Raw genomic sequence first — 7,349 nt, forward strand, 5'->3', positions numbered from 1 at the left:
CTTTCATCACGGTTGACGTAATGCCAACCGCTCGGCGCTGAGGAATAATAATACCCTGGACACCCAAAGCCTCTCCAGTGCGAATGATGGCTCCTAGATTATGGGGATCAGTAATACCGTCTGCTACCAATAGCACAGGACTAGTTGAGGCAGCCTTAGCTTGGGTGATTAAATCATCTAGCTCTAAGTATTCATAGGGGGAAATTTGGGCTGCGATTCCTTGATGATTAGCGCCATGGGTTAGGTAGTCCAAACGCTGTGGCTCTACCTCTTGGATCACAGCACCACCACTCTTTGCTTGATTGAGCAGCCCGTGAAATCGAGGGTCATAGCGCAAACGGGGAGTCACCCAAATACGGTTCAAGGCTTGTTGTGCTTCTAGAGCTGCTAACACTGGATGTCGTCCATAGATTAAGTCAGTGCGATCGGGATCATCTCCTTCAGTAGGCAAGTTTTTGTTGGGCTGCTCATCTGTTTGGCGATGATTAGAACGTTGAGTAGCCGTTGCTAGGGAATCGTGCTGACTATGGGGTAGGTATCGTTCACTAAACCTAGGCTTGTCCGATCGAGCGTACTCACCATCAGCATTGGCATGGTGTGACTTTAGCCTTGGTTTACGAGTCTTGGGCGTAATGGCTGGAGATAGGGATGGTGCCAATCTTAACTGTCCTGAACCTTGTCGTTTAACACGAGGCTTTGAGGAGCCATGGGGAGCCGTTCTTCCTAGTTTTGGTTTTGGTCGATGTTCAGACATAGCTCCTCCTAATGAGATGCACAAAATTACTTCAATGAGAAACGGGTATGGAATGCGCTAAAGACTAATGCGCTAAAGACTATAGACTACACACGTCACTATTCACAGGTTATAGCGTCACTGTTCACAGGTTATAGATATTACCTGGCAGTTATAGATGCTGAACGGAGTACACAACTTCAATCAATATTGTCCAAAATCAAGGTGCTGCATTAACTGTGCCAGCCGTTGGGGGTTCGTTAGGTAGAGATAGCCAATTAGCGTCTCTAGGCTGCTAGCTTGTTGATAAATATCGGCACTAACACGCTTAGGCTTGCTAACGACAGCATTACGACCACGTTTTAACAAGTCATGCTCATCTTCTGTCAGTAAGGGTAACAAACATAATAGGTGGTTAGCTTGTTGTTCAGCACGAACTTGAGCAACAACCTGCTGGTGATAAAGTTGAGATCGCTTTGGTGGCAACACATAATAAGTCCGAACATAGAGTTCGTAGACAGCATCCCCTAAGTATGCCAGTGCAGATGCAGGTAGCAATGGCACGTGGCTAGAAAGAAAAGCTCGAAGGCTATTGTCAACCGATATAGACTTTAAGATAGATGCTGCTATGCCATTAGGAGGACAATTCAAGTCCCAGCCTGAACCGTCAGGGCAACCTGTAGAGTTCATGTTAGAACTGCTGCTTGGCGTGTCCACGTCTGACCCCCATCGCACGATCGGCCCCCTCTCAGGATTTTGAGTTAATAACGAACCTACAGTACCCTAAGCAGCGGAGACATTTTCTAGAGCCTTCTCCACTGTTGGCTGTAGAGACAGGAATTTTTCCAAGCGTACTAACTTAACCGTCTGGGTAACACGAGGGTTTGTAACAATTTGCAAGCTTCCAGCAACTTCTTGCACTTTCTTGGCAAGCTGCACCAACGCTCCCAAACCAGAGCTATCAACAAAATCAATATGGGAGAGATCCAGAATAATGTTTGTAGGTCCCTCCTCAACATACTTTGTTAGCACTTTGCGAAATGTAGGTTCAGAGAAAGCATCCAACAAGCCAGTCAGGTGAAAAAGCTGACAGGTGTCCCTAACCTCTCGAGTGCCTCTCAGGCTAACAGTAAGGGTAAGTGGCTCAGGAATAACGCCCTCCTCAATCAAACAATAATAATGCTTACACTGAATCGAAGTTCAAGTATACACTGTGAAATTTCAATTGACAAATTCATTAAGATTTCTGTTTGTGCTCCCGCATCATACGGACAAATTTTTCAAACAGGTAGTCTGCATCATGGGGGCCTGGGCTTGCTTCTGGATGATACTGCACAGAGAAAAAAGGAAGGGTCTTGTGTTGAAGTCCGGCTACTGTGCGATCGTTGAGATTAAAATGAGTGATCTCAATGTCTGCTGGATTGAGGGAGTCGGCTGCAATCGCAAAGCCATGATTCTGACTGGTAATTTCTACCCGACGCTGCAAACCGCAGGGCTGATTTAGCCCACGATGACCAAATTTAAGCTTAAAGGTTTCTGCTCCTAGAGATAAACCTAAAATTTGATGCCCCATGCAGATTCCAAAGGTAGGCGTTTTACTCTCCAACAGTGCTCGTACAGTCTGAATGCCTTCCGTCACAGCAGCAGGGTCACCAGGGCCATTGGAGAGAAAAATGCCATCTGGGTTGTAAGCAAGAATCTCATCAGGGGGAGTGTGGGCAGGGACAACGATAATGCGGCATCCGTAGCTAGCAAGCCGACGGAGAATATTGCGCTTTATTCCAAAGTCGATGGCCACCACTGTATACTCGGCTGCCTCTGAAGTCGCTTCGCTGCTACTAGCTCTAAATTCCCAGGGAGCGATCGTTGCGTCACACCATTCATAGGGCTGTTGTGTAGTAACTTGCCGCACCAAGTTCAAACCCGCCATACTAGGAGTTTCTCGCAACTGCTCCAATAGCTCGGCTGGGTCAGTGATAGTCGTAGATATAGCGCCATTCATAGCACCTACTGATCGTAGCTTTCGAGTTAGGGCACGGGTATCGATCCCATAGATGCCTGGAATGTTGTGTTGCCTCAAGTAACTTGGCAGCGATTGAGTCGATCGCCAACTACTAGGTTGGTCAGTAATGTTACGAGCTATAACACCGAGTACCTGGGGGCGGTCTGACTCCTCGTCCTCTGGGTTAACACCAGTGTTGCCCAGCTCTGGATAGGTGAACGTGACAATCTGACCACAATAGCTTGGATCCGTTAAAACCTCCTGATACCCAGTCAGACCAGTGTTAAAGACTACCTCCCCTGCAACCGTACCAGACGCACCAAATGACCACCCTTGATAATAGGTGCCATCAACGAGTACAAGCAAAGCAGGGTTAGCAGCAGTCAATGGCATAAGCGAATCTACAGCGATATTGTTACCTGATTTAGCTTATCAGATAGTAACAGACGACTAGCTCGCAGAAGTAGTGCAACTAAACATCCAATCAAAAATTTGATCAAGTTGGTTGAGATTCACCAATCCATACTGCCAGAGAACCATAGGTAGATTAATGGGTTCATCACAGTGGTCAAGCGCTAAGCGAATCTCATCCGTAGGCAACTTTAGCTCATTCTCTAGAAAACTAACCAGCTTATAGGTGTTCATAGACTCTAATTCAGGAGAAATCTTTGTACATAGATGCAACTCCGAGGGCTAACTGTATAAACAGCTGTATACATTGCGGTCATGTGAGCAAACATGTAGCTGCAGGTACATATCACTGCTGCCCTTACTCCTCTTCTAAGTTTAGGAGGAGGGGCTGGGGGACGAGGGCCTGCCAAGGTGACATACTCTCCATAGTTGCTGTAATCTACATCGTCGAAATCGACTTAACCAATACACCAATCAACATAGCTTAGTATCCCGTTTTTCCAAGGCTATATACGTGACAACACGATGGGCTGACTGGTGATAGTAGTCACAATAATATGTGACTTGTGTCATTCTAGAATGTCGTGATTCTCCAACAAAACCTCAGGGAATTTCTGACTGAGAGATTACAATCAACTCAACTGGAGTCTTTGTTTACTAATCAATAGTTCAATCGATCGTGCATGACTAGTAACCAGCAAATTGATCTATTTACCCTAGCCGATGTCGTGCAGCCGCCATCAGCATCTGCCGTTGACCCTGATCAGATTCCGACAAGCGCCAATGTGCCTATCCTTCCTGGTACTTACCAAACCATGGAGCAGATTCAAGTTCATTGCAACCAGTGCCAGCGCTGTGTCTTAGGGGAAACCCGAACCAATGCAGTCATTGGTCGAGGGAATGTTCATGCCCCCATCATGGTAGTTGGGGAAGGGCCAGGGCAACATGAAGACGAAACTGGCCTGCCATTCGTGGGGAAAGCGGGACAATTACTAGACAAAATTTTGGCCTCGGTCAACCTGACAGAGGAAGACGTTTATATTTGCAATATTGTGAAGTGTCGTCCGCCCGGCAACCGCGACCCGGAGCCATCAGAAGTTGAAGCCTGTAAAGGCTATTTGCTAGAGCAAATTCGGATTGTGAACCCCAAAATTATTTTGCTGAGTGGTAAACAGGCCATGCTAGCTCTTCTGGGAATTAAGCAAGGGATTACTAAAGTGCGGGGGCAATGGGTAGAACGAGACAATCGTCTTTACATGCCTATTTTTCACCCTGCCTATTTATTGCGTAACCAGTCCCGAGAGAAGGGAAGTCCTAAATGGCTGATGTGGCAAGATATTCAGGCTGTGCGCGCAAAGCTGGACGAATTAGCTAGTGCAGATTGATAGGCGGCAACTACACCCTGATGCTTACGGTTCACGCGACTCTACTGATTGGCAGTGTGACCGTTACAGTAAATATCAGGCATTGGTTATGGGCTAAAGCCACGCTCATGGTGCTCATTGGGTCTAAGCTTTGGTTTAACCCCTAGATGCTGACCATCAATGGTCACGCAACCCCCCCAACTAAAGGTTCGGTAAATACACCTTCATGGACTGAACTAGCACGCTCAGTATAGTAACAGCAATAGTTTACAACTCTCTCCTGGGCTATGCTGTCGGGCGTAGAGCCTTGAGTAATTACTCCCTTGGTTGAGGTTTGGCTGGTTCAGTGCTAACCGTTTGTCTGTTAAGTAGAGTGGAGCCGGAGTATTCCTATGGCAAAAGTTGTTGGAATTGATTTAGGTACGACAAACTCCTGCGTTGCGGTGATGGAGGGTGGTAAGCCCACAGTAATCGCCAATGCGGAGGGTTTTCGGACGACACCGTCTGTAGTTGCGTTCGCGAAGAATGGCGATCGACTCGTTGGGCAAATTGCCAAGCGTCAAGCCGTTATGAACCCTGAAAACACCTTCTATTCAGTTAAGCGGTTCATAGGCCGTCGATTTGACGAAGTTACCCACGAAGCTACTGAAGTGTCCTACAAGGTGCTCAACGTTAATGGTAACGTCAAGATTGACTGCCCTAGTTTAGGCAAACAGTTTGCGCCAGAGGAAATCTCTGCTCAAGTACTGCGTAAGCTAGTTGAGGATGCAAGTAAGTATCTGGGGGAGCAGGTTACCCAAGCGGTTATCACTGTCCCTGCTTACTTCAACGACTCCCAGCGCCAAGCGACTAAGGATGCTGGCAAGATTGCTGGCATCGAAGTGCTACGGATTATTAACGAGCCAACCGCTGCATCACTGGCCTATGGGTTAGACAAGAAGAGCAACGAAACCATTCTTGTGTTTGACTTAGGTGGTGGCACATTCGACGTATCCATTCTAGAAGTTGGCGATGGTGTGTTTGAAGTATTGGCAACTGCCGGGGACACCCATCTTGGCGGTGACGACTTTGACAAGAAGATTGTGGACTACTTGGCAGAGGACTTCAAGCGTAATGAGGGAATTGACCTGCGGAAGGATCGTCAAGCCCTTCAACGACTTACTGAAGCAGCAGAAAAAGCCAAAATTGAGTTGTCTAGTGTTACCCAAGCTGAGATCAACTTACCCTTTATCACTGCCACTCAAGATGGGCCTAAGCATTTGGAGATGGTGCTTACCCGCGCCCGATTTGAAGAGCTGTGTTCTGATTTGATCGATCGCTGTCGGATCCCTGTGGAAACTGCCCTCAAGGATGCCAAGCTAGACAAGAGTCAAATCGATGAGGTTGTCATGGTGGGGGGTTCTACTCGCATTCCAGCTATTCAAGAGCTAGTTCGGCGAATGCTAGACAAAGAGCCAAATCAGAGTGTTAACCCCGATGAAGTGGTTGCTGTGGGTGCTGCCATCCAAGCTGGTGTGCTGGCTGGTGAAGTCAAAGATATTCTTCTGTTAGACGTAACTCCCCTATCTCTGGGCGTGGAAACCCTAGGCGGTGTCATGACTCGGATCATTCCTCGTAACACTACCATTCCTACTAAGAAGTCAGAGGTGTTCTCCACAGCCGTCGATGGGCAGACTAATGTAGAGATTCACGTGTTGCAAGGGGAGCGAGAGCTAGCGGCTGATAATAAGAGCTTGGGTACCTTTAGACTTGATGGTATCCCCTCAGCTCCGCGTGGTGTGCCCCAAATTGAGGTTACCTTTGATATTGATGCTAATGGGATCCTGAATGTGACAGCAAAAGACAAAGGCACTGGCAAGGAGCAATCTATTAGCATCACAGGTGCTTCAACTCTGCCGAAGGATGAAGTGGAGCGCATGGTGCAAGAGGCTGAGCGTAATGCCCAGGCCGACAAGCAACGCCGGGAGAAAATTGATCTCAAGAACCAAGCAGATTCCTTAGCATACCAGGCTGAAAAGCAGCTCAATGAACTGGGCGACAAAGTACCTGAGTCAGAAAAGACTAAGGTGCAGAGTTTGGTTACTGAGTTAAAAGCTGTTGCTGCTAAGGATTCGCAGGACATTGAGCCTGAGAAGGTTAAATCGTTAATCTCTGAGTTGCAGCAGACGTTATACAGCATTGGTAGCAGCGTTTACCAACAAGCTAGCAGCGCAGGGCCTGCTAATGGAGCGTCAGATACAGGTACTTCTGCTAGTACCAGCGGTGATGATGTGATTGATGCTGACTTCACTGAGTCTAAGTAAATAGACTCTTAGTTCTGGTTGCCTGACGAAACTCTTGAAACTGTTATTCTTTTGTAGATTGGGTCAGCAGTAGCGTAATTCGACGGTGCAAAGACTGGTGTTGAATTTCACGTTGTTCAGTCTGACCTACGAAAAGATGTGTCAATCAACCAGCTCATCGGTCTAAATAGGCTCTGGCCTTTAGAGCGTTGACGTAGAGCAGGGCTGCTTGTGAAGCAATGGTTTTTGAGCTAGCAAGTATTGCCCTGCTCTTTTATTCCCTGTTCTCCAGGGTTCATGCTTTATAGGGCATTGCTTACACAGGCAATACTGAAGCAGGGTTACAGGTTCACTCGTGAGTTGTTGCAATCATCACCTATAGCGATCGGGTTTGTGTGCTACTTAGCGATCGTTATGTTCTAGAATGTAATAGTTTTTCAATCTGGATTAATGATTTGTCAGCTAAAGTTGTAAACAGGCTTACCCTAGCAAGTTTAGGAGTTAGAGATACTAAGCTCTGTCACCGAGAATATAACCAGTCGTTGATTTGCAAACCT

General features: G+C 47.1%; 7 protein-coding genes. 2 read left to right on the top strand and 5 right to left on the bottom strand.

The window, feature by feature from the left end:
- The 5 genes from NZ772_10195 to NZ772_10215 form a co-directional block, all read right to left on the bottom strand.
- Nucleotides 1–754, bottom strand: a 754-nt coding sequence (locus NZ772_10195; protein MCS6813921.1) for a 23S rRNA (guanosine(2251)-2'-O)-methyltransferase RlmB, incomplete at its 3' end; no start/stop codon positions are given.
- A 183-nt stretch (nucleotides 755–937) separates the two neighbouring features.
- Nucleotides 938–1,423, bottom strand: coding sequence for a ribonuclease III (locus NZ772_10200; GenBank protein ID MCS6813922.1), 486 nt, complete (start codon nucleotides 1,421–1,423; stop codon nucleotides 938–940).
- 93 nt (nucleotides 1,424–1,516) lie between these two features.
- Nucleotides 1,517–1,903 (bottom strand): STAS domain-containing protein, encoded by a 387-nt coding sequence (locus NZ772_10205; protein ID MCS6813923.1) that lies wholly within the window; start codon nucleotides 1,901–1,903, stop codon nucleotides 1,517–1,519.
- Between the two features lie 67 nt (nucleotides 1,904–1,970).
- A complete protein-coding gene (gene carA, locus NZ772_10210) occupies nucleotides 1,971–3,128 on the bottom strand; it encodes a glutamine-hydrolyzing carbamoyl-phosphate synthase small subunit (GenBank protein MCS6813924.1) in 1,158 nt (385 codons plus the stop codon).
- A gap of 57 nt (nucleotides 3,129–3,185) precedes the next feature.
- Entirely contained in the window at nucleotides 3,186–3,380 is a 195-nt protein-coding gene (locus NZ772_10215; protein ID MCS6813925.1) for a DUF2949 domain-containing protein, read from the bottom strand.
- Nucleotides 3,381–3,829: 449 nt separating this feature from the next.
- Here NZ772_10215 and NZ772_10220 point away from each other — a divergent pair, with 449 nt between their 5' ends.
- Nucleotides 3,830–4,531, top strand: a complete 702-nt coding sequence (locus NZ772_10220) for a uracil-DNA glycosylase (protein MCS6813926.1) — start codon at nucleotides 3,830–3,832, stop codon at nucleotides 4,529–4,531.
- Between the two features lie 371 nt (nucleotides 4,532–4,902).
- On the top strand, nucleotides 4,903–6,813 hold the full coding sequence (gene dnaK / locus NZ772_10225) for a molecular chaperone DnaK (protein ID MCS6813927.1): 1,911 nt from the start codon (nucleotides 4,903–4,905) through the stop codon (nucleotides 6,811–6,813).
- Nucleotides 6,814–7,349: the final 536 nt, after the last annotated feature.

The organism is Cyanobacteriota bacterium, from assembly GCA_025054735.1.
Lineage (GTDB): Bacteria > Cyanobacteriota > Cyanobacteriia > SKYG9 > SKYG9 > SKYG9.